Origin of the sequence: Chryseobacterium sp. GM_Chr_2 (assembly GCF_026540445.1) — a bacterium.
GTDB lineage: Bacteria > Bacteroidota > Bacteroidia > Flavobacteriales > Weeksellaceae > Chryseobacterium.
In genome coordinates, this window is the sequence record NZ_JALNUD010000001.1 from 173,344 (window position 1) to 193,428 (window position 20,085).

The window sequence follows — 20,085 nt, forward strand, 5'->3', positions numbered from 1 at the left end:
TTTTAAAATTGACTATTTCAACATTCCACTTAATAAAATAAATGTGGTCTTTATTAAATTTCCTACTTTATTTAAATTCTCTTTTTCAATATAATTACATTCAATGATTATATCAAAACATGAGTCTAACTCAATCACTGAACCCCTTGCTATTTCAAAATATCTTTTTCTTTCTACTTCAGATTTTCTGGAACAACCTTCAGTAATATTTAATACTACAGAAGTTGATGCTCTTCTTATTTGATCCGTCAAATTAAATCTTTCAGCATCTGGAAGCTTTGATAAATTTTTATAACATTCACTTCTCAACTCTTTTGCTGATTTATAAACATCTAAATTATAATGGTTCAGATTTAAAAACATTTTTATTTTTTTTCATTTGTTTTGTGTTTTTGATTTATGGTAAATGTCGATTTTTTAAACGCTCACAAAATTCACCTGCAAAGCAAAATTGACCATTCACAATTCACCTATAAAACAATCTGTTTTATAAACTCATCGCTTTCGATGATTCCGTCGCGAAGAACAACATTTCGTTTTGTTTGCGCTGCCACATCAGGTTCGTGAGTTACTACAATGATTGTTTTTCCTTCATTATTAATTTCCTGAAGAAGTTTCATGATATCATGTGTTGTTTTAGAATCCAATGCTCCCGTAGGTTCATCCGCCAAAACAACTTTAGGATCGGTAATTAGCGCTCTTGCAATCGCCACTCTTTGCTTTTGTCCTCCGGAAAGTTCGTTCGGAAGGTGAGTCGCCCATTGCGCCAGACCTACTTTTTCAAGATATTCCATCGCTTTTTGGTTACGCTCTTTTCTGGGAACATTTTGATAATATAAAGGAAGAGCGACATTATCCAACGCCGTTTTATATCCAATCAAATTAAATGACTGAAAAATAAATCCTAAAAATTTACTCCTGTATTCCGCAGCTTTTACTTCTGATAAATGTTCGATAGGAACGCCATCCAATTCATAAGTCCCGGAATCTTTTTCATCAAGAATTCCGATAATATTCAAAAGGGTAGATTTTCCCGATCCCGAGCTTCCCATAATAGAAACAAACTCGCCTTCAGAAATATTAAGATTAATACCCTTGAGAACGTGCAACTTACTTTTTCCCGTATCGTATGATTTATGTAAATCCTGAATTACTAACATTAAGTGATGTATGTTTTTATAGCTAATAAGTAGATGATATTTTCGATTTGTTACAAGATTAAAAATTTATTGAATATTTTTATTGTTTAACTCATTAAACCTTTATTTAAAGCAAATTATAAAAAAGTGTTTAATTGTAACTTTACAATTCCCTTTATTTTCCACACATATTCGTGGATAAGCCAATACCTATGCAGGTTTTATGTAAATGTGGAAAACTTTTGCGATTAAAAGTCAATCAATTACTCTTTAGCTCTTTCAAATACAGTTCTTTTTTTCGACCTTTGTGCTTCGCACGGCACAAGAAATAAAAACACTTACTATGTGAAAAATTTACACCAGTAAATCACAAAAAATCAAGTTGTTGAATATTTTTTGCACTTTATCCACAGTGATCTAATTATTTTAATTTTAAAGACATTTTAATATGGGAATTTTTGATAAAAGAGTAAGTTACAAACCATTTGAATATCCTGAGGTTCTTCAATTTGTAGAAGCTATCAACAAATCATTTTGGGTACATTCTGAAGTGGATTTTACTGCAGATGTTCAGGATTTTCATTCGCAGTTGGAACCACATGAAAAAAATGCGGTGAAAAACGCACTTTTAGCAATCGCACAAATCGAGGTTTCTGTAAAATCTTTCTGGGGAAATCTTTACAACCACCTTCCGAAGCCGGAACTAAACGGTTTGGGATCTACTTTTGCAGAATGTGAATTCCGTCACTCGGAGGCTTATTCTCGTTTGCTTGAGGTGTTGGGATACAACGAAGAGTTTACGAATGTTGTAGAAGTTCCTGCTTTAAAGAAAAGAATTGAATTTTTGTCTAATGTTTTAAAACATGCCAATTCTTCAACTCCTAAAGAGTATGTTTCATCTCTTTTATTATTCAGTATTCTTATCGAAAATGTGTCTTTGTTTTCTCAGTTTGCAATCATCCTTTCATTTACAAGATTTAAAGGTTACATGAAAAATGTTTCTAATATTATCGCTTGGACTTCGGTAGATGAGCAAATTCACGCCAACGGAGGAATTTATTTAATCAACAAAATTCGTGAAGAGCAACCTAACCTTTTAACAGATTCTGACATTGAAGACATCTATACTTTGGTAGATCAGTCGGTAGAACTGGAAGGTGAAATCCTTGACTGGATCTTTGAATTGGGTGAGCTTGATAAATTCTCAAAATTAGATTTAATCAACTTTATGAAATACCGTGTGGACGACAGTTTAAAGAAAATAAACATGGCTCCGCGTTATAATATTTCTCCTGAGCAATATCGTCCTTTGATGTGGTTCGAGGAAGAAGTTTTTGCCAATTCTATGGATGATTTCTTTGCTAAAAGACCTGTAGATTATACGAAGCACGATAAGAGTATTACGGCGAACGATCTTTTCTAAATTTTAAATTGGAAAAAGCGCGAGCGAAGCGAGCGTCAAAGCAGTTAGTATTCGCAATGTCATGCTGAGCCTGTCGAAGCATTTATAAAAAAGATTCTCCGACAAGCTCAGAATGATACATTTAATAATAAAAACCAAACACAAAATATGATTAATGTAATTGTAACCTACACCGTAAAACCTGGCTTTGTTTCAGAAAACAAAGCCAATATTCAAAAGTTTTTAAGTGATTTTAAAAATCTTGATCAGGAAACATTTGAATATAAGGTATATGTAAAAGAAGACGGTGTTACGTTTGTACATTATTCTAATTATAATAATGAAGAGGTTCAGCATGAGGTTTTGAATGTTCCGTCTTTTAAAGAATTTCAAAAATTAAGAGATGAAAGCGGATTGAATGATTCGCACAAAGTAGAAATTTTACAATCAATATAAAAAACAACAAAATTCCGGAGTATAAACACTGCTTCGGAATTCGAAAATATAATTGCAATGGACGAAAATAACAATATTTGGTGGCTCAATGAAGAATCTGAGCAAATGCTAAACAGAGGATATTTGCTGAAAGGTGAAACTGTAGAAGGAGCAATCGACAGAATTACTACGGCAGCTGCCAAAAAACTATACAAACCTGAGCTTCAGCCTGCTTTCAAAGAAATGATCACCAAAGGATGGATCAGTTTCTCATCTCCTGTTTGGGCAAATATGGGAACGCAGAGAGGTCTTCCAATCTCTTGTTTCAACGTTCACATTCCGGACAGCATTGAAGGTATTACTCACAAAATGGGTGAGGTGATCATGCAGACGAAAATTGGCGGGGGAACTTCAGGATATTTCGGAGAGCTTCGTAACAGAGGAACTGCCGTTACAGACAACGGAAAATCTTCTGGTGCTGTTTCTTTCATGAAATTATTCGACACCGCAATGGATGTTGTTTCTCAAGGTGGCGTAAGAAGAGGTGCTTTTGCCGCTTATTTGGATATCGATCACGGAGATATTGAAGAATTTTTATCAATTAAAGATATCGGAAGCCCGATCCAAAATCTGTTTACAGGAATTTGCGTTCCTGATTACTGGATGCAGGATATGATCGATGGTGACATGGATAAGCGTAAAATCTGGGCAAGAGTATTGGAAAGCCGTCAGCAAAAAGGGTTACCATATATTTTCTTTACCGATAACGTAAACAGAAACAAACCACAGGTTTACAAAGACTTAGGAATGCCTGTTAATGCAAGTAACCTTTGTTCTGAAATCATGCTTCCTTCCACAAGAGAAGAATCTTTCATCTGCTGTTTATCGTCAATGAACTTAGAATTATATGATGAGTGGAAAGATACAAATGCTGTACAATTGGCTGTATATTTCCTAGATGCAGTTTTAACTGAGTTTATCGAAAAAACAGAAGGAAACTATTATCTTCAGGGAGCTAGAAACTTCGCAATGCGTCACAGAGCACTTGGTTTAGGAGTTTTAGGATATCATTCTTATTTACAGAAAAATATGATTCCGTTTGAAAGTTTTGAGGCAACTCAATTCAATGCCAGAGCTTTCAGACATATCAAAGAACAGGCAGAACAAGCTTCAAGAGAATTGGCAAACATCTACGGAGAGCCTGAATTATTGAAAGGTTACGGATTGAGAAATACCACGACAATGGCAATCGCTCCTACCACTTCTAGTTCTGCAATTTTAGGTCAAACTTCTCCAGGAATCGAGCCGTTTGCTTCTAACTATTATAAAGCTGGTTTGGCAAAAGGAAACTTTATGCGTAAAAACAAGTATTTAGCAAAATTGTTGGAAGAAAAAGGCATCGACAACGAAGAAACCTGGAGAACCATCATGTTGAATCACGGATCTGTTCAGCATTTGAAAGAATTAACTGACGAAGAAAAAGCAGTATTCAAAACGTTCAAAGAAATTTCTCCAATGGAGATTATTTCTCAGGCAGCGCAAAGACAGCAATACATCGATCAGGCACAGTCGCTGAACTTACAAATTCCTTCTACAATGCCGGTAAAAGACGTAAACTATCTTTATATCGAAGCTTGGAAAAAAGGTGTAAAAACTTTGTATTACCAAAGAAGTTCTTCTGTTTCTAAAGAGATGATGGTAAATTTCGTTACCTGCTCAGCTTGTGAAGCTTAAGATCAGCAAATAATAAACATTTATATATTACGAAGCACGCCGAAAAGCGTGCTTTTTTATTTCTTCGGATTGTTTTATCTTTGTTTACATAGTTTAATCACAAAAAGAAAGCAGATATGAAATTCGGACAAGTAGAAGATCCTTCAGAAATAGATTTTACATTACCAAAAGACCATTCTAAAACAAAGGAAATTTTAAATCAAAATAAAAAAGGATTAGAAAATATTTCTATCGGATGTGCAAAATGGAATAAAACAGATCTTAAAGGATTTTATCCGAAAGGAACAAAAGATGAATTAACCTATTATGCCACTCAGTTTAATTCTATAGAACTGAACGCTACTTTCTACGGAATGCCAAGTCCGGAACAGGTACAAACCTGGAAAGAAAAAACTCCGGCAGATTTCAAATTTTTTCCGAAGATTACCAACACGGTTTCACATTTCAGAAGATTGATTGATGTGACGGATCCGGTGACTCAATTTGCAACATCAGTTTTAAATTTTGATGAAAAATTAGGAATGGTTTTCCTTCAACTTCATGATAATTTTAAACCAAAAGATTACGACAGATTAGAAAAATTCGTGAAAGAATGGCCTAAAGAAGTTCCGTTAGCCATTGAACTGAGAAATACGGAATGGTTTACAGATGAAGAAATCTTAAACACAACTTGTGATCTTTTTGAAGCTCATAATATCACCAATATTATTGTTGATACTGCAGGAAGAAGAGATATGCTTCATATGAGATTAACGACTCCCAACGCATTTATCCGTTATGTGGGAGCCAACGCAGAAAGTGATTATGCAAGATTGGATGACTGGATGAATCATTTAACAAAATGGAAAAAAGAAGGACTTCAAAATCTATATTTCTTTGTTCATCAAAATGTGGAAAAAGCATCACCATTACTTTCAGCCTATTTTATTGAAAAAATGAATAAAGAATGGAAAACTGACCTTCAAATCCCTAAAATGGCTACAGAAACCAACGGAACATTATTTTAACCTACTTAAATATTTTCATTCGATATAAATATTCACTATAAAATCGAATAGAAAATCAATATTAAATAAACAGAATTCATCTTTTCTTTTCGAAGAGATGAATTTTTTTTGATTGCTATTTTTTTGAAAAAACTTATGTAAATTTAGTATAGACAGTTATATAGAATATTAAACCATAAAACAAAAAAGTTATGGAAAATAAAATTTGTGAAATTAGCATTTCCGACAGTTGGCTTGGTGACACTTACATTTTTTATGAAGACAATAGCATCAAGCGAGTTTTTGATTACAACAGCCTAAGCTGCGATGTTACAGAATGGCTGAAGCCAAAACAGATAAGCAAACATAATAAGGATAAACTGATAAAAAAATGTCCGGAATCGTGTAAAGAAAGAATAATGTTAATTTTAGACTATCCTTAACAAAACTGAAACATTATTCATTAAAACACAAAATCCCTACTTCCACTTATTCCAATCTCAACTTAACAATTTACTTCTTTGTTCTTATCAGTAAAACTAAATTTAAGAACAGCAAAAGAAAATCCAGGGAAACCCAAATTCCTTCTTTAATATTCTCATAATTATACGCTTCAATCTGTTTTTTAGCCTTATCTGAAAGCCTCATACTCTGATTGATATAATTCTGAACCTCAATAATCTGATCAATATTTTTATTCGGAACCGAATGCTGAGAAAAGTACACCAGATTTTTCTTTCCTAAATATCCCACAATCCAATATTCATCAGACTTATCCATTTTCAAATATTCTATTCTGTAATATTCTGGACGAATTTTTCCGATGTGCTTGGTATCTAAAATTCCATTATTATCTACATCACTTTGATTGATTACGTAAAAATCTAATGGCTGTGGAAGTTTATTAACGACTTGCAAGGCCACGGAATTTTTCACAATCCCCACTGCGCTTTTCTTAATAAACCAATAAGTAAACACAGAAATTGCGAAGACCAGCGTCAATACGCGAAATAATTTTGCCCATTTTGCCGCATTTCCTGATTTTACTTTTGATAAAATCAAGGAAAGGACAGATGCCCAAAATATGATGAAAATAATGAATGTCATATTTTACAAAGATACAGATTTCGGGAATGCCAGATTAGTCCACATTCCATTCTTTATAAAACTGGTCGAGGAAATTCAGCATATATTGATGTCTTTCTTCGGCTAATTTTTTTCCTTCCACAGTATTCATTAAATCTTTTAGCAGCAACAGTTTTTCATAAAAATGATTGATTGTTGTTCCGTTCGATTTTTTGTATTCTTCTTTAGACATATTCAGTTTGGGCTCGATAAAAGGATCATACATCAGATTATTTTTAAATCCTCCAAAATTGAAAGTTCTTGCAATTCCAATCGCACCAATGGCATCAATTCGATCGGCATCCTGAACAATTTGAAGTTCAATGGGTGGATTCAAAGGCGCTTCTCCTCTATTTTTAAACGAAATATTTTTGATGACATACAAAACCTGCTCGATAACATTTTCCGGTACATTCTGACCTTCTAAAAACTCTCTGGAAACTGTTAATGCAATCGTTTCATCACCATTGTGAAATTTCGGATCGGCAATATCATGAAGCAAAGCTGCCAATTCTACAACCTCTTCGTTGCATTTTTCGGTTGCCGCAATTTTTTTCGACAATTTCCAAACTCTTTCAATGTGAAACCAATCGTGTCCTGCTTCTGCACCTTCCAACTTCTCTTTTACAAAATTTACCGTGTTTTCAATTATACTTTTCATTGATCTTTCAATTCATTTAAAATAATACTCCAAAGCTTTTTATTATAACTTCTAAAAAAATTCACATGTCCGATTTCACCTTTCTCAGATTCCGAAGTTTTTATCAATCGATAAGTAGGTTTAAGATTAGGATAAGTATCATTCAACAAACTTTTCACTCCTTTTTCCGTTAACCAAACATCATCTTCAGCCCGAATGACGAAAACTTTCTGCGTTAAATTTTTAGAATAATCATCAATTTTCTCCAACAGACTGTTGGTTGATTTCTTGTTTAAAATTAAGGTTCTCCAGTCATATGCGCAATTTTTCGGAAGACTTTCTCCAAGCCCAAACCAATTTCCGGGGAAATACCCTAGCAATGCGGTAGTTAAAGGTTGAGCAATTCCGAAACCGAGATAGGCTTCAACTTTTGTTCTGAATTTTAAATTTCCGACAAATGCATTTTGAGTTCCTGCAAAAATCAATTCATCAAATATCTCAGAATCTTTATTCATTCCTAAAATCAGTGCGCCCACAGAATGACCTACACAATATTTTTGATACTCATTAAAATGAATCTTGATATAATCTGTTAAAGCTTTATAATCTTTCGAGCCCCAAATTCGCATCGAAGCCTTAAAACCCTTCATATTTTTTGGCTTTGAAAGCCCAATTCCGCGGTAATCATAAGTAAGAACAGTAAATCCTTGATCGGCAAAATATTGAGCAAAAGAAAAATAAATTTGTTGCTTCACACCCGTTGCCGAATTAATCAGCAAAATTTTCTGATTGCTTTTTTCAGGCCTAAAAATGTGTGCCGTGAGTAAAATCTGATCTTCAGTAGAAAGAATTAGTTTTTCCATATTATAAAAAGAAAAAATCCACTATAAAAGTGGAAATTTTACTTTGTATTTTATATTAAGTTTACAACTTTCGATATGTAGCAAATAGCTTAAAAGAAATCTGAAACTCTCGGAAGTCCCGTTTGAGAACCTTTTTTCTCAGCAACTCTAGATGAAACTTCGTTCCCGAATTTCACACATTCTTCAATAGAATTTTGGTGACATAATGCGACTGCAAAACCAGACGTAAAGGCATCCCCCATTCCCATCTTGTGAACCGTTTTATCACCATCATTTCGGAAATATTTCATTTCTGTTCCATCAAAATAAATCGTAGCATTGGTATCATCACGCAAGAAAACTTTGTTGAAATATTTTTTAAGAACCTCTTCTCTTTGTTCTTCACCGAAAATAATGTGCAATTCGCTACTTTTAGCAATAATAAAATCTACATTTTCAAGCACATATTCGCTTAACTTTGCTCCCGGAGAAGCATACAGTCCGATTTTTTTGCCAAATCTTTTAGTCTTTTTAACGGCATATTCTACAACATCCATCGGCGCCTCCAATTGCACTAAAACCAAATCTACTGTGTGAAAATATTTATCCGCAGCTTCTACGTGATCTTTGGTTAAATATTGATTAGCTGCCGGCACTACAACAATAGCAGCATCACCACCGGAAGTAGTAACATAAGCCGTTCCTGTAGAGTCTTTGTCGGTTTCATAAACAAATCCTACGTTTACGTTTTCACTCACCATGTTTCGCATGATCTGCTGTCCCAAAGGATCCATACCAACGCAACCGATGAAATATACACTGGCTCCTAATCTTGCAGCTCCTACAGCCTGATTGGCTCCTTTTCCTCCAAAATAGCTGTCTGAATTGTAAGACAAAACCGTTTCGTTTGCTGAGGGAAGTTTTTCGGTTTCCAAAACCAAATCGATAGAGCAACTGCCTATAACGATGATTTTGGGTTGTTCTGAAGAGAATTTCATTTCCTTACTATTAGTTTTAAATTATTTTTCTGTGTTTGTGTATAAATATAAAAAACGAAATATAGTTTCAAAAAGAATTAACTTTAATTAACTAATTTCTATAAATTCAGTTACAATCTTAATAGGTGAATTATTTTTATCATACGCAATATAACTTGCATAAAAACCTTCGCCATATCCCGTTTCAAAGGCAAAAATAGTTCCAGGATGCGTTTCTGAGGGTTTTAAAAATGCATACTGATCTATCGCTCCTTTTTCATCAAAGAAATGTTCATGGAAAAATTCTTCATAAATTCCCATAAAATCAACTCCTTTGCTTTTGTATAATTTTTGTTCTAAATCATTCAGGCTATTCTGAGTATCAACGTCCATAAAGCATCCCATCCCGCTTTCCACAGGATATCCGAACACTTCTCCTTCTGCCAATTCCTTTACATTCTGTCCGGCAGTGGTTGCTAATTTCCATTCTGCAATCTCCGCATTACTGAAAATAATTTCGGCATATGCTACACAATTACTATCCTTTTCTTTGTGTAATAAAACAGAAAAATCTCCTTTAGGAAATTCTGTGGAAAAAGGCTGCATATCACTTGTAATCACAGGATCGCAAGCCACCAATTTCCCACTTGAAAGGTAAATCTTCCCAACTTCAAAGCTTTCCAATAATGGACTTTCTACGAAGTTTTTTGAGAATAGTTTTTGTATGTTTTCTATATGTTTCATTCTAATTTTAGGCTAAGATTAAGACTAAGGCTGAGCTTGAAACTCAACCTTAACCTCCATCTTTAATTTTATAAACTTTTCAGCTTCTCTTCTAAGATCGCAATCTTATCAAGAGCATCTTTTTGTTTTTTACGCTCTACTTCTACAACTTCCGGTTTTGCGTTGGCAACAAATTTTTCGTTAGAAAGTTTTTTATCAACAGAAATCAAGAATCCTTTTAGATATTTTAATTCTTCTTCTGTTTTTGTTTTTTCTTCTCCTAAATCTAAGTTTTCACTTAAAGGAATTGAAATTTCGGTTGCACCCACCAAGAAAGTAAAGCTTGGCTTATCTGTTTTTGTTCCAAAATGAATTTCTGAAACGTTGGCTAATTTTTTAATAACCGATTCGTTTGCAAATTCTGAAGCATTGGTATAAATTTCAGCAGCTTCTCTTGGCGAAATACCTTTTGTCTGACGGTAATTTCTTACACCCGAAATAATTTCAGATGCTGTTTCGAAGTTTTTAATAATATCTTCGCTAAATGCTTCTGCTTTTTTCTGTTGAGCAATCACCAAAGCTTCATCTGCTTTTCTTTCAGAGATCAATTGCCAGATTTCTTCTGATTGGAAAGGTAAGAATGGATGAACCTGCTTCATTAATTCTTCGAAAAGAGCAACCGTTTTGTTATAAACTTCTTTAGAAATTCCTTCACCATAATTTGGTTTGATTGCTTCAAGATAAGAACCACAGAAATCATCCCAAATCAATTTATAAATTAAATGTAAAGCATCAGAAATTCTGAATTTTTCAAACTGATCGTTGATTTCAGCAATCGTTTTATTTAATTTATTTTCAAACCATTCAATCGTTTCTATTTCGGTTGTATTCGCAGGCTTATCTTCATGATTCCACATGTTGATCAAACGGAAAGCACTCCAGATCTTTGTCATAAAGTTTCTTCCCTGCAACATCAAATCTTCATCAAATAGAAGGTCATTTCCAGCCGCAGAACTTAATAAAATTCCTACACGAACTCCATCTGCTCCGTATTTATCCATCAGTTCCAAAGGATCCGGTGAATTTCCTAAAGATTTTGACATCTTTCTTCGCTGCTTATCTCTTACAATTCCTGTGAAATAAACATTTTTGAACGGAACTTCTTTTCTATATTCTAATCCGGCCATGATCATTCTCGCAACCCAAAAGAAAATAATATCCGGACCTGTTACCAAGTCTGAAGTCGGATAATAATAATTGATGTCTTTGTTTTCAGGATCGATTAAACCATCAAAAACCGACATTGGCCACAACCAAGATGAGAACCATGTATCAAGAGCGTCTTCGTCTTGTTTTAGGTTGTCAATTGTTAGTTGCTCGTTGTTAGTTTTTTGTTTTGCTAAAACCAAAGCTTCTTCGATCGTCTCTGCAACTACAAAATCATTTTCTCCATCTCCGTAATAATAAGCAGGAATTTGTTGTCCCCACCAAAGCTGACGAGAAATATTCCAGTCGCGGATGTTTTCCATCCAGTGTTTGTAGGTATTTTTAAACTTTTCAGGATAAAATTTAACCTCATCATCCATTACAACATCCAAAGCCGGTTTTCCCAATTCAGACATTTTTAAGAACCACTGAACAGAAACTTTAGGCTCAATAACGGCGCCTGTTCTTTCTGAAGTTCCAACTTTATTTACATAATCTTCTGCTTTTAACAAAAGATCTTTTTCTTGTAATTCTTTTGCAATTTGCTTTCTTACGTCAAATCTGTTTTTTCCGGCATAATGTAAACCGTAATCATTTAAATTACCATCATCATCCAAAGCATCAATCATTTGAAGATTGTGTTTTTGTCCGATTTCGTAGTCATTGATGTCGTGAGCCGGCGTAATTTTTAATGCGCCTGTTCCGAATTCAATATCAACATATTCGTCTTCGATGATAGGAATTACTCTGTCAACGATTGGTACGATTACTTTTTTACCTTTTAAATGAGCATATCGCTCATCATTAGGATTGATACAAACGGCAGTATCTCCGAAAATCGTTTCAGGACGCGTTGTAGCAACTGAAAGGAATTCTTCCGAACCTTCAATTTTATATTTTAGGAAATATAATTTTCCGTTTTGCTCTTTAAAAATTACTTCTTCGTCAGAAATATTTGTTTTTGCTTCCGGATCCCAGTTTACCATTCTGTAACCACGATAAATTAATCCTTTATTGTATAAATCAACAAAAGATTTGATAACCTGCTGAGAAAGTTTTGGTTCCATTGTGAAACGGGTTCTGTCCCAATCGCAAGAACAACCTAGTTTTTTCAACTGCTCAAGGATCGTTCCTCCGTATTTATCGGTCCAGTCCCAAGCATGTTTTAAGAATTCTTCGCGGGTAATATCAGATTTATTGACCCCTTCAGACTTCAGTTTAGCAACAACTTTCGCTTCAGTAGCAATTGAAGCGTGATCTGTTCCCGGAACCCAACAAGCATTAAAGCCCTGCATTCTTGCACGACGGACCAGAACATCTTGAATGGTATTATTCAGCATATGCCCCATGTGTAAGATCCCCGTAACGTTTGGCGGAGGAATTACAACAGTGTAAGGCGGCTTGTCATTGGGCTCTGAATGGAAGTATTTGTTTTCCAACCAGTAATTGTACCACTTTTGTTCTGTTTCCTGTGGATTGTACTTTTCTGAAATCTGCATAAATTCTATTACTTTAATTTACAATTTGCAAAAATAGTCTAAAGAAAAAAAATTTTAAGTATGAATTAAAATAATTTTTAACTTTGTTTCTCAAAATTTATCTAACAACATATTTAACATTCAAGAATATGAAAAAATTAATCGCAGGAATTGCATTATTCGGAACCTTCGCATTGGCATCTGCACAAACTATTACTTTCGACAAGACTACGTTCGATTATGGAACTGTAAAGCCAAGTTCTGATGGTACAAGATTCTTCACGGTAACAAACACTGGTGATAAGCCTTTGGTACTTTCAAACGTAAAAGCATCTTGCGGATGTACGACTCCTGAATTCAAGACAGATCCTATCATGCCAGGAAAATCTGCTCAGATCAAAGTGGGATACAACACTGCTATCAATGGGCCTTTCAACAAAATGATTGAAGTATTTTCTAATGACCCTGCAAACAGCAGAACAGTTATTTACATCAAAGGAAATGTAGACGCTAACGCTCCTGAAGTTGCTGCTGCACCTGCAACTCCGGTAGATGCTAAAGCTGCTAAGAAGGCTGCTAAAGCTGCAAAAAAAGTAGCTGCTGCAAAGTAAGCTCTACTCAAAAAAAATAAAAGAACCGTCTCGCTTGAGGCGGTTTTTTTATTATATTTAGGTGAGTTTAGTTAATGGTTGCTTGTTTTTGGTTGATAGATGACTGCTCAACTTTGAAATTTAGATCTTATTTAAACCAATCTTAATCTTAATCTTAATCTTAATCTTAATCTTAATCTTAATCTTAATCTTTTAATTAAATAAAATATGAACACCAATTTTTCAGATGATTTCGAGGTAAAAGGAAAATTTTCTATTAAGAAAACCTCTACAAAATATGAAGGAAAACTTACAAAAGAAGAAGGCATACAAATATTAATTCAGGAAAAAGAGAAACTGCGTGAGCTTCAGGAAAGATTGTATGCCGATGGGAGCCAATCTCTTTTGGTTGTGCTTCAGGCGATGGATGCAGCTGGTAAAGACAGCATGATCGAACATGTTTTTGGTGGCGTAAATCCGCAGGGCTGTAATGTAACGAGCTTTAAAACACCCAGCTCAAAGGAATATTCTCACGATTTTCTGTGGAGACATTATTTAGCTTTACCTCAAAAGGGAATGATCGGGATTTTCAACCGTTCGCATTACGAAAGCGTTTTGGTTTGCAAAGTTCATCCTGAATATAACCTCAGCGAAAAAACATGGAAGTCGGTAAAAGATTTCGACAATCAATTCTGGGAAAACCGATATGAAAGCATTCGTAATTTTGAGAAACATTTAGCCCAAAACGGAACAAAAATTATTAAAATATTCCTCAACGTTTCAAAAGACGAACAAAAGAAAAGGTTGCTAGACAGAATTAAAGAAGACGACAAAAACTGGAAGTTTTCTTCAGCAGATCTTCCGGAAAGAGCGTTGTTCGATAAATATATGGATTGCTACGAAACAGCCATCAACGAAACTTCAAAAGATGATGCACCTTGGTACGTACTTCCGGCAGACAATAAATGGTTTGCCAGATTAGCGGCTATTCAAATCATTATTGAAACCTTAGAAAAAATGGATCTTAAATACCCTGAGCTTTCAGAAAAAGACAGACTTGGATTGCAGGAAGCGAAAAAGCAGCTGGAAAGCGAATAAATTTCATTCATAAAAAAAGCGGAGACCACCTCTCCGCTTTTATACAATAAATAAAATCTTAGCAAAATCACGAGAAGATCTATAAGCCGGATTTTGTGCTTCCGAAGAAGTGCCTGTTATTTATCTATGTCTTACATTGCTGCAAAACTTGAGCTGATTACCCCTCGGCTTTCAGAGCGAGCAACTCCTATTTTCATTACTGAAAAGAACCGATATACTTATCATTGCACCACAAAGAGTTTACCTGGTTTCACTACAGCCGAACTGTACATACTTTCTGTTGCACTTGTCCTACCCTCACGGGTGACGGATGTTATCCGCTTTGATGCTCTATGGTGTCCGGACTTTCCTACCCTTACCGAAATAAGAATCAACAAGCCGAAATTCTCGTGGCTGCAAAGATAGGAATTTGCGGGAGATAATCGGGGAATTGTGAATTTTACTTCGAAAAGTAAATTGCCAATGTATTGTAATAGTTGAAAGTACTCGCAAGCATCTAATTATTAGTCTTAATAATATAGCTATACGTTTAATTATACTCTATATAAGTATTAATCTTATAACAATTAGTTTTAAATATATTGTTTGACGTTTAAAACTATGAAAAGTATATTTTAAACATATCATGATAATATTTAAACATATAAGTATTATATTTAAACGTAAAAACACACATTATGGTCTCAAGAAAGTATTTAGAGAAAAGCAAAAATCCTCATCCGCATATTGGGCAGATGATTTTAAAATTTCTTTTTGAAAAGAAAATCACGCAGGCCGATTTAGCAAGACGACTGAATGTAAGTCCATCTACCATGGCCAGCTATTTCAGGCAACCCTCTATACAATTCGGAATTCTTTGGAATATAGGTATTGCTTTGGATCATGATTTTCTTACAGAACTTACCAACTACTACCCTTCTGATTTTATTTTTAATGCTAAATCTAAATTAGTGGAAGAGTTGCGAAATAAAACCCAACAGCTTGCTGATTTGGAAAAGGAAATTGCAATTTATAAAAAGGCACTCGGGATAAAGGAGTAAAAAGTTATTGTAAACACAAATCCCACCAATTTCTTCACAAATGCCACAAGGATTTATAAAGTTTGCACACAGTTTGTCTTCCCGTAGGGATCTAGGCTAGAATCTTTCCAGTATTTTTCCTAATACTATGCTTAGATCCCTACGGGAAGACAAACGCTGTGATAAATTGTATGATGAAAAGCTGTCCGAAATAATGCTGCATTATATTTTCAAGCATCATCCCATTAGCTATTACAGCTTTCTTCCTATAAAATAATTCACAATTCCCTCATTCACCATTGACTTATTATTATTATCTTCGTACAACTTATTACACATCTACATTGGCTTCAAAGGAAAAAGAATTTGCGCAGCTTATTAAAGATAATCAGGGACTGATTATTAAGGTTTCGCGTCTTTACACCAATTCTTTGGAGGATGAGGAAGATCTTTTCCAAGAGATTGTTTTACAATTGTGGAGAAGTTATGAATCATTTAAAGGAAATTCTAAAATTTCTACGTGGATGTACCGTGTTGCCTTAAATACAGCCATTACCCTTTTCAGAAAAAAAAGTAAAAGCCTGCCGACAAACGAATTAGACATCAATCATGCTGATTTTATCGAAGATGATGATGAAAAACAACAGCAGGTATCACTTTTGTATACAGTAATAAAGACGCTCCCGAATGTGGAAAGAGCGATTGTAATGATGTATTTGGATGATTTGCCTTACAAGGATATTGCAGAAAACCTCGGAATTACCGAAGTAAATGCGCGTGTGAAAATGAACAGATTAAAGAAAACCCTTAAAGAACAGATGGAAAAATATGCCTGAATTTGATTTAGACAGCTTTAAGAAAACATGGCAGGAGCAACCTGTTCAACCGAAATACGATCACGCTGAAATACTTCAGATGCTGAACAGAAAGTCACGTAATTATGTGAAATATATTTTCTGGATCAGTGTTGCGGAGTTCTTATTTTTTTCTGTGTTGGGAATTTTTTATTTTTTCCAGGGTGAAGAATCGAACAGCTTTAAGAAAATTCTGGAAAGATTAGGCGTTCAGAATACTGGAGATGTTGAAAATAATTTCGATCACGCCTATTTAGGTATAAAAATTCTGGGGCTTTTAATCACTGCTTATTTTGTTTTAAAATTTTACCAAAATTATCGTAAGATTAAAATTGAAGAGAATCTTAAAGGTCTTATCACTAGAATCATTAAGTTTAAGAAAACCGTTAATGCATTTATTTTAATCAGTATTGTTCTACTTTTGGTCTTTACGCTGATCTTTACAACCTTCATTTTCTATGCATTAAATACACAAAATATACAGCCTAATAATTCGGATGTTATCATCGTAATTATAGGAATTATTATCAGTACAATTCTTTGCGTATCATTAATTTGGTTGTATTACAGACTGGTTTACGGAATTATCATCCGAAAGCTCGATAGAAATTTAAAACAGCTAAAAGATATCGATTCTCAGGAAATTTAACGGAAAACGTAATAGTTTTAAGATTTAATCGTTAATTTTATTTAACTAAATCTTTCACTATGCCTTTATCTTATGTTTATGGGGCTTCAGATATCCCTTTATTAGGGCAAACCATCGGAGGCAACTTAAAAAATACTGTTGAAAAATATCCCAATCAGGAAGCATTAATATCTGTTCATCAAAATTATAGAGCCACCTATCAGGAATTTTATAATCAAACGACTGCCGTTGCAAAAGCGCTGATTTATTCAGGAGTAAAAGCCGGCGATCGTGTGGGAATATGGGCTGCCAATCGTTACGAGTGGGTTCTTTTACAATATGCTACTGCAAGAATCGGTGTTATTTTAGTCAATATCAACCCGGCATACAGAACCAGCGAATTGATTTTTGTGATCAATCAGTCGGAAATGTCTCATATTTTTTCATCGTTAACTTTCAAATCCAGCGATTATAAGAAAATGATTGCTGATGCAAGAGAATTTTGCACGACGTTAAAATCTGAAATTTTCTTTGATCACAATTGGGAAGAATTTTTAAACAACGGGCAAGAAATTTCCGATGATATTTTACACAGTTTTGAAGAGCACGTTCAGTTTGATGATCCTGTAAATATTCAGTATACATCTGGCACAACAGGCTTTCCTAAAGGTGTTACGCTTTCTCATCATAATATTCTAAACAACGGCTATTTTATCGGGGTAAGACTAAAATATACCGAAAAAGACAGAGTTTGTATTCCCGTTCCTTTTTATCATTGCTTCGGAATGGTAATCGGAAATATCTGCTGTACAACGCACGGTGCCTGTATGGTGATTCCAAATGACAGCTTTGATCCTGATATTACCTTAAAAGTAGTTTCCGATGAAAAATGTACATCTTTATATGGAGTTCCGACGATGTTTATCGCTGAGTTGGCGGTTAAAGATTTTGATACTTTTGATTTTTCAAGTTTAAGAACAGGTGTTATGGCAGGCTCTGTTTGTCCGCCAGAAATCATGAAAAAGGTGGAAAATTTAATGAATATTAAAGAAATGAGCATCTGCTACGGAATGACGGAAACCTCTCCCGTTTCCACACAAACGATGATTGGGACACCATTTGAAAAGCAGGTAAATACAGTGGGAACCGTTCAAAATCATTTAGAAATAAAAATTATTAATGAAAACGGAAAAATTGTAGAACGCGGTGAACATGGCGAATTGTGCACACGAGGATATTCGGTGATGCTGAAATACTGGAACGACCCTGAAAATACAAAAAAAGTTCTCGACGACGCACGTTGGATGCACACCGGAGATATGGCAGTGATGGACGAAGAAGGTTATATCACGATTTCCGGAAGAATAAAAGATTTGATTATCCGCGGAGGTGAAAATATTTCGCCAAAAGAAATTGAAGATTTTTTATATACTTATCCTAATATTTTGGATGTTCAGATCATCGGAGTTCCGAGTGAAAAATTCGGGGAAGAAGTCATGGCGTGGGTAAAAGTGAGAAAAGGATTTACCATCAATGAAGAAGAGCTTTTGGAATATTGCAAAGGACAAATTGCCCATTATAAAGTCCCTAAATACTGGAAATTTGTGGATGAATTCCCAATGACGATCTCCGGAAAAGTACGAAAAGTAGAAATGCGTGAAGTGTCGGTAAAAGAATTAGGGTTGGATAAAGTTAAGATTTAAAGTGTTTATTAAGCTTTGTCAAAGTTTAAAATTTTGACAAAGCTTAGCAAAATACGACTTGCCATTCCGAATAAAATAAAGTTCTCTAAAGAATGTACTTTATGAATAGAGATTCTTCCTTCACCAAAATAACAAACAAGTTTTAAGTTAAATTGAAATTAATGATTTAAAATCATTTAAAATTTAATTTAGAATAGTTATAAAGATTGAATTTCATATCGTAATTTTGTCTTTATGAACAAAGCAGAAACTTTAAAAGAGATCATAGAGCAAAGAAAAAGTATCTTTCCAAAAGATTATGCAGAAACAGAAATTTCTCAGGAAATTCTTGATGAAATTTTAAATTCGGCGACATTTGCTCCCAATCATAAACGTACAAAACCTTGGCGTTTTAAAATATTCAAAGGTGAAGAGAAGGCAAAACTGGCTTCAGAAATGCAGGAAATCTACAAAGCCTCTCAACCCGAACAACTTTTTTTAGAGAAAAAATACAACGACATCGGTTTTAAGATCAATAAAGCAGATGCTGTGGTTTCTATCGTTGTTAATTTCAGCGGAATGGTTCCTGAATGGGAAGAAATTGCTGCTGTTTCTATGGCGGTTCAGAATATGTATTTGACTTGTACAGCCAACGAAATCGGTTGCTACTGGAGTTCTCCGAAGATTGTAGATCATTTGAAAGAATCTTTAACGATTGAAGAAAACCAGAAATGTTTGGGACTATTTTATTTGGGTAACCTTTCTTAAATAGCCCTGATCAAGCGGCCTGTTTGAGCTCTTTTTCTTTGCAAAAGAAAAAAGCGAGTAGCGAGAGCAGGTTCCTGGCTCCTGAAAAATTATTTGAATTGATAAAACTTTTTGCAGAGGGCTTTTTACTTCCAACTTTTTTACTATCTTTGCACTCTTAAATATTTAACTGGGACGAGTTCCCATAAAATTCACAACATTATGTCAGTAAAAATCAGATTACAAAGACACGGATCTAAAGGGAGACCTTTTTTCCACATCGTAGTTGCAGATTCTAGATCTAGAAGAGATGGTAGATTCATCGAGAAACTAGGAACTTACAACCCAATCACTAACCCTGCAACGATCGACTTAAACGTTGATTCTGCTGTAAAGTGGTTAAACAACGGAGCTCAGCCAACTGATACTGCAAGAGCTATTCTTTCTTACAAAGGTGCACTTTACAAAAAACACTTACAAGGTGGTGTTGCTAAAGGAGCTTTTGATGAGGCTGAAGCTGAAAAAAGATTTGCTGCTTGGGTAGAAGCTAAAGATGCTAAAGTACAAGGCAAAGTAGAAGGTTTGGCTACTGCTAAGTCTGATGCTAAGAAAGCTGCTTTGGAAGCTGAAGCTAAAGTAAACGAAGCTAGAGTTGCTGCTGCTGCACAGGCTATCGCTGATGCTAAAGCTGCTGAAGAGGCTGCTAATGCACCTGCTGAAGAAGCTACTACAGAAGGAGAAGCTGCTGCTGAATCTACAGAAGAAAACACTGAAGCTTAA

At 34.6% G+C, this 20,085-nt stretch carries 21 protein-coding genes and 1 other RNA gene; 13 read left to right on the forward strand and 9 right to left on the reverse strand.

Annotated features, from left to right (window positions below; translation table 11 throughout):
- Positions 1-12: 12 nt before the first annotated feature.
- A complete protein-coding gene (locus tag OXQ85_RS00840) occupies positions 13-363 on the reverse strand; it encodes a four helix bundle protein (protein WP_267401749.1) in 351 nt (116 codons plus the stop codon).
- Between the two features lie 107 nt (positions 364-470).
- The gene (locus tag OXQ85_RS00845; protein WP_267401750.1) at positions 471-1,160 is read right to left on the reverse strand and encodes an ABC transporter ATP-binding protein; all 690 of its coding nucleotides are present in this window, start codon (positions 1,158-1,160) and stop codon (positions 471-473) included.
- 427 nt (positions 1,161-1,587) lie between these two features.
- On the opposite strand from OXQ85_RS00845, the gene OXQ85_RS00850 reads away from it, so the two are divergent.
- The 5 genes from OXQ85_RS00850 (at position 1,588) to OXQ85_RS00870 (ending at position 6,139) form a co-directional block, all read left to right on the forward strand.
- A complete protein-coding gene (locus OXQ85_RS00850) occupies positions 1,588-2,562 on the forward strand; it encodes a ribonucleotide-diphosphate reductase subunit beta (protein ID WP_267401752.1) in 975 nt (324 codons plus the stop codon).
- 147 nt (positions 2,563-2,709) lie between these two features.
- The gene (locus OXQ85_RS00855; RefSeq protein ID WP_267401754.1) at positions 2,710-2,997 is read left to right on the forward strand and encodes a hypothetical protein; all 288 of its coding nucleotides are present in this window, start codon (positions 2,710-2,712) and stop codon (positions 2,995-2,997) included.
- A gap of 57 nt (positions 2,998-3,054) precedes the next feature.
- On the forward strand, positions 3,055-4,710 hold the full coding sequence (locus OXQ85_RS00860; protein ID WP_267401755.1) for a ribonucleoside-diphosphate reductase subunit alpha: 1,656 nt from the start codon (positions 3,055-3,057) through the stop codon (positions 4,708-4,710).
- A 116-nt stretch (positions 4,711-4,826) separates the two neighbouring features.
- Entirely contained in the window at positions 4,827-5,717 is an 891-nt protein-coding gene (locus tag OXQ85_RS00865) for a DUF72 domain-containing protein (protein WP_267401757.1), read from the forward strand.
- A gap of 191 nt (positions 5,718-5,908) precedes the next feature.
- Positions 5,909-6,139, forward strand: coding sequence for a hypothetical protein (locus tag OXQ85_RS00870; protein WP_267401758.1), 231 nt, complete (start codon positions 5,909-5,911; stop codon positions 6,137-6,139).
- Positions 6,140-6,209: 70 nt separating this feature from the next.
- Here OXQ85_RS00870 and OXQ85_RS00875 read toward each other — a convergent pair whose 3' ends face one another.
- The 6 genes from OXQ85_RS00875 to OXQ85_RS00900 all read right to left on the reverse strand — a co-directional run bounded on the left by OXQ85_RS00875 (position 6,210) and on the right by OXQ85_RS00900 (position 12,708).
- The gene (locus OXQ85_RS00875) at positions 6,210-6,803 is read right to left on the reverse strand and encodes a hypothetical protein (protein ID WP_267401760.1); all 594 of its coding nucleotides are present in this window, start codon (positions 6,801-6,803) and stop codon (positions 6,210-6,212) included.
- A 34-nt stretch (positions 6,804-6,837) separates the two neighbouring features.
- Entirely contained in the window at positions 6,838-7,482 is a 645-nt protein-coding gene (locus OXQ85_RS00880) for an HD domain-containing protein (protein ID WP_267401762.1), read from the reverse strand.
- A complete protein-coding gene (locus tag OXQ85_RS00885) occupies positions 7,479-8,324 on the reverse strand; it encodes an alpha/beta hydrolase (RefSeq protein ID WP_267401764.1) in 846 nt (281 codons plus the stop codon). The genes OXQ85_RS00880 and OXQ85_RS00885 overlap by 4 nt, the downstream gene beginning before the upstream one ends.
- Before the next feature lie 89 nt (positions 8,325-8,413).
- The gene (locus tag OXQ85_RS00890) at positions 8,414-9,301 is read right to left on the reverse strand and encodes a ribokinase (RefSeq protein WP_267401766.1); all 888 of its coding nucleotides are present in this window, start codon (positions 9,299-9,301) and stop codon (positions 8,414-8,416) included.
- Positions 9,302-9,388: 87 nt separating this feature from the next.
- Complete coding sequence (locus OXQ85_RS00895; RefSeq protein WP_267401768.1) at positions 9,389-10,024, reverse strand: DUF4241 domain-containing protein; 636 nt, start codon at positions 10,022-10,024, stop codon at positions 9,389-9,391.
- A 68-nt stretch (positions 10,025-10,092) separates the two neighbouring features.
- Positions 10,093-12,708: a valine--tRNA ligase gene (locus OXQ85_RS00900; RefSeq protein WP_267401770.1), complete on the reverse strand. Its 2,616-nt coding sequence runs from the start codon at positions 12,706-12,708 to the stop codon at positions 10,093-10,095.
- 128 nt (positions 12,709-12,836) lie between these two features.
- On the opposite strand from OXQ85_RS00900, the gene OXQ85_RS00905 reads away from it, so the two are divergent.
- Together OXQ85_RS00905 and OXQ85_RS00910 are read left to right on the forward strand one after the other, a co-directional pair.
- On the forward strand, positions 12,837-13,298 hold the full coding sequence (locus OXQ85_RS00905; RefSeq protein WP_267401772.1) for a DUF1573 domain-containing protein: 462 nt from the start codon (positions 12,837-12,839) through the stop codon (positions 13,296-13,298).
- A 207-nt stretch (positions 13,299-13,505) separates the two neighbouring features.
- Positions 13,506-14,375: a PPK2 family polyphosphate kinase gene (locus OXQ85_RS00910; RefSeq protein ID WP_267401774.1), complete on the forward strand. Its 870-nt coding sequence runs from the start codon at positions 13,506-13,508 to the stop codon at positions 14,373-14,375.
- Positions 14,376-14,441: 66 nt separating this feature from the next.
- On the opposite strand, the gene rnpB is transcribed toward OXQ85_RS00910, so the two are convergent.
- Positions 14,442-14,765: RNase P RNA component class A (gene rnpB / locus OXQ85_RS00915), an RNA gene on the reverse strand.
- Between the two features lie 287 nt (positions 14,766-15,052).
- Between rnpB and OXQ85_RS00920 the strand changes: the two genes are divergently transcribed.
- From OXQ85_RS00920 to OXQ85_RS00945, 6 genes are all read left to right on the forward strand, one after another.
- The gene (locus OXQ85_RS00920) at positions 15,053-15,415 is read left to right on the forward strand and encodes a helix-turn-helix transcriptional regulator (RefSeq protein WP_267401776.1); all 363 of its coding nucleotides are present in this window, start codon (positions 15,053-15,055) and stop codon (positions 15,413-15,415) included.
- Between the two features lie 323 nt (positions 15,416-15,738).
- Positions 15,739-16,230 carry a sigma-70 family RNA polymerase sigma factor gene (locus tag OXQ85_RS00925; RefSeq protein WP_267402390.1) on the forward strand — a complete coding sequence of 164 codons (492 nt, stop codon included), beginning with the start codon at positions 15,739-15,741 and terminating at the stop codon, positions 16,228-16,230.
- Positions 16,223-16,897: a beta-carotene 15,15'-monooxygenase gene (locus OXQ85_RS00930; protein WP_267401778.1), complete on the forward strand. Its 675-nt coding sequence runs from the start codon at positions 16,223-16,225 to the stop codon at positions 16,895-16,897. Before OXQ85_RS00925 ends, OXQ85_RS00930 begins: the two co-directional genes overlap by 8 nt.
- Positions 16,898-16,956: 59 nt before the next feature.
- The gene (locus OXQ85_RS00935) at positions 16,957-18,579 is read left to right on the forward strand and encodes an AMP-binding protein (RefSeq protein WP_267401780.1); all 1,623 of its coding nucleotides are present in this window, start codon (positions 16,957-16,959) and stop codon (positions 18,577-18,579) included.
- A 234-nt stretch (positions 18,580-18,813) separates the two neighbouring features.
- Positions 18,814-19,326 carry a nitroreductase gene (locus OXQ85_RS00940; protein ID WP_267401782.1) on the forward strand — a complete coding sequence of 171 codons (513 nt, stop codon included), beginning with the start codon at positions 18,814-18,816 and terminating at the stop codon, positions 19,324-19,326.
- A 201-nt stretch (positions 19,327-19,527) separates the two neighbouring features.
- Positions 19,528-20,085: a 30S ribosomal protein S16 gene (locus OXQ85_RS00945; protein ID WP_267401784.1), complete on the forward strand. Its 558-nt coding sequence runs from the start codon at positions 19,528-19,530 to the stop codon at positions 20,083-20,085.

Excerpts from the sequence above, each read along its gene's own strand:
- OXQ85_RS00840 (WP_267401749.1), bottom strand. The coding sequence starts at position 363 with ATGTTTTTAAATCTGAACCATTATAATTTAGATGTTTATAAATCAGCA.
- OXQ85_RS00945 (WP_267401784.1), top strand. The coding sequence starts at position 19,528 with ATGTCAGTAAAAATCAGATTACAAAGACACGGATCTAAAGGGAGACCT.
- OXQ85_RS00910 (WP_267401774.1), top strand. The coding sequence starts at position 13,506 with ATGAACACCAATTTTTCAGATGATTTCGAGGTAAAAGGAAAATTTTCT.
- OXQ85_RS00935 (WP_267401780.1), top strand. The coding sequence starts at position 16,957 with ATGCCTTTATCTTATGTTTATGGGGCTTCAGATATCCCTTTATTAGGG.
- OXQ85_RS00880 (WP_267401762.1), bottom strand. The coding sequence starts at position 7,482 with ATGAAAAGTATAATTGAAAACACGGTAAATTTTGTAAAAGAGAAGTTG.
- OXQ85_RS00845 (WP_267401750.1), bottom strand. The coding sequence starts at position 1,160 with ATGTTAGTAATTCAGGATTTACATAAATCATACGATACGGGAAAAAGT.
- OXQ85_RS00870 (WP_267401758.1), top strand. The coding sequence starts at position 5,909 with ATGGAAAATAAAATTTGTGAAATTAGCATTTCCGACAGTTGGCTTGGT.
- OXQ85_RS00865 (WP_267401757.1), top strand. The coding sequence starts at position 4,827 with ATGAAATTCGGACAAGTAGAAGATCCTTCAGAAATAGATTTTACATTA.
- OXQ85_RS00930 (WP_267401778.1), top strand. The coding sequence starts at position 16,223 with ATGCCTGAATTTGATTTAGACAGCTTTAAGAAAACATGGCAGGAGCAA.
- OXQ85_RS00905 (WP_267401772.1), top strand. The coding sequence starts at position 12,837 with ATGAAAAAATTAATCGCAGGAATTGCATTATTCGGAACCTTCGCATTG.
- OXQ85_RS00900 (WP_267401770.1), bottom strand. The coding sequence starts at position 12,708 with ATGCAGATTTCAGAAAAGTACAATCCACAGGAAACAGAACAAAAGTGG.
- OXQ85_RS00895 (WP_267401768.1), bottom strand. The coding sequence starts at position 10,024 with ATGAAACATATAGAAAACATACAAAAACTATTCTCAAAAAACTTCGTA.
- OXQ85_RS00885 (WP_267401764.1), bottom strand. The coding sequence starts at position 8,324 with ATGGAAAAACTAATTCTTTCTACTGAAGATCAGATTTTACTCACGGCA.
- OXQ85_RS00875 (WP_267401760.1), bottom strand. The coding sequence starts at position 6,803 with ATGACATTCATTATTTTCATCATATTTTGGGCATCTGTCCTTTCCTTG.
- OXQ85_RS00860 (WP_267401755.1), top strand. The coding sequence starts at position 3,055 with ATGGACGAAAATAACAATATTTGGTGGCTCAATGAAGAATCTGAGCAA.
- OXQ85_RS00890 (WP_267401766.1), bottom strand. The coding sequence starts at position 9,301 with ATGAAATTCTCTTCAGAACAACCCAAAATCATCGTTATAGGCAGTTGC.
- OXQ85_RS00855 (WP_267401754.1), top strand. The coding sequence starts at position 2,710 with ATGATTAATGTAATTGTAACCTACACCGTAAAACCTGGCTTTGTTTCA.
- OXQ85_RS00920 (WP_267401776.1), top strand. The coding sequence starts at position 15,053 with ATGGTCTCAAGAAAGTATTTAGAGAAAAGCAAAAATCCTCATCCGCAT.
- OXQ85_RS00850 (WP_267401752.1), top strand. The coding sequence starts at position 1,588 with ATGGGAATTTTTGATAAAAGAGTAAGTTACAAACCATTTGAATATCCT.
- OXQ85_RS00940 (WP_267401782.1), top strand. The coding sequence starts at position 18,814 with ATGAACAAAGCAGAAACTTTAAAAGAGATCATAGAGCAAAGAAAAAGT.